The sequence below is a fragment of the Guptibacillus hwajinpoensis genome (genome assembly GCF_020171785.1).
GTDB classification, from domain to species: domain Bacteria; phylum Bacillota; class Bacilli; order Bacillales; family Guptibacillaceae; genus Guptibacillus; species Guptibacillus sedimenti.
In genome coordinates this window covers 1-1,363 of sequence record NZ_JAIVAE010000030.1, presented here as the reverse complement: position 1 = coordinate 1,363, position 1,363 = coordinate 1, and the positions used below count along the sequence as shown (strand labels likewise).

Sequence of the window (1,363 nt, the reverse complement as noted above, 5' to 3'; positions counted from 1 at the left end):
AAAGAGGCTGGGACATAACTAGCCTGAAATCGATAAAAAGGTTCCGTTCATCGTTTTTGATGAACGGAACCTTTTTTGTTTGGTTATTCCTAAGATTATTGGATCACTCCGCACTCATGGCGGTATACTTTCTCAAGTTCACCGCCATGAGCGCAAAGCCCATTTCATTTTTGACCTTCTCCTTGCCCCTTACGGACATCCGAGTGAAACCCAAAATTGCCTTCAGAAATCCAAAAACGGGCTCTACATCGATTTTCCGTTGACCGTAGATTTCACCTGTTTTTTCATCCGAAAGCAGCTGTTGAATCATATTCTTTTGTTCTTCCCATTTGGCGTTATAGAAGATCTTTCGATTCGTCCCGTCTTTTGCTTTTGTACAATGAGAACGGAACGGACAACCGGTACAGTTTTCACTTTCATATACTTTAAATTCTCGTGTGAAGCCACCTCTGTCAGTGCGATGAGAAACGTATCGGAATGGCAACTGTTTTCCATTCGGGCATGTGAATGTATCTTCTTTTTCATTGTAGTCCCAATTGGATACGTGAAACGCATCCTTCCTATAGCTTTTCTTCTTCTCTTTTCGATAGGTATTATACGTGATGAGAGGCGTGCGCTTGCGATTTTCCAGCACATCTATGTAGTTTTCTTCGCTCCCATAACCGGCATCCGCAACGACATACGTAGGCAATTGAAAGAAATCCTTTTCTACACGATCAAGAAACGGAAGAAAAGTACGTGTATCCGTTGGGTTTGGAAAGATATCGTATGCGAGTGTATATTGACCCTCCGTCGCAATTTGAAGATTGTAACCGGCTTTGAGTTGCCCGTTTTTCATATAATCATCTTTCATACGCATGAACGTGGCATCGTGATCGGTTTTGGAATAACTGTTCCGTTCTTTGAAGATAGCCATATCGTTTTCGTATTTTGTTTTGCGCAATACGAAATCCTTCATTTGTTTAAGGAACTGCTTCGGTCCTTTTCGCTCTGAACGAAGCTGTTTTCGTTCGGTTACATCGGCACTGGTTTCAATCTTCTCATTGTATTCTCCGACTTTTTCTTCTAGCTTTTCTTCTATTTTAGAAAGTTCTTTAACGGAAAGTTGTTCTGGACTTTCCCGTTCGATTTCGGGGATCACTTCTTTTTCAATCAACTCATCGTACATCGCATTCGACTTTTCAATCAGACTCTCGCTGTACCTTTCAATAGCCTTGCGCCACACAAATGTAAACTTATTGGCATTCGCTTCAATCTTCGTACCATCAATAAAGATCGCTTCATCATCAATGAGGTCTTTTTGAACGAGCTGACAACGAAACTGTACGAAGCCCTGACGAAGAAGTTCTTTGACTTCTGGGTG

The 1,363-nt window shown here is 41.6% G+C and carries 1 protein-coding gene; it reads right to left on the bottom strand.

Going from position 1 to position 1,363, the window contains the following annotated elements; genetic code table 11:
- Window positions 1-103: 103 nt before the first annotated feature.
- A partial coding sequence (locus tag LCL91_RS21825; RefSeq protein WP_224885597.1) for an IS1182 family transposase occupies window positions 104-1,363 on the bottom strand: 1,260 nt, incomplete at its 5' end.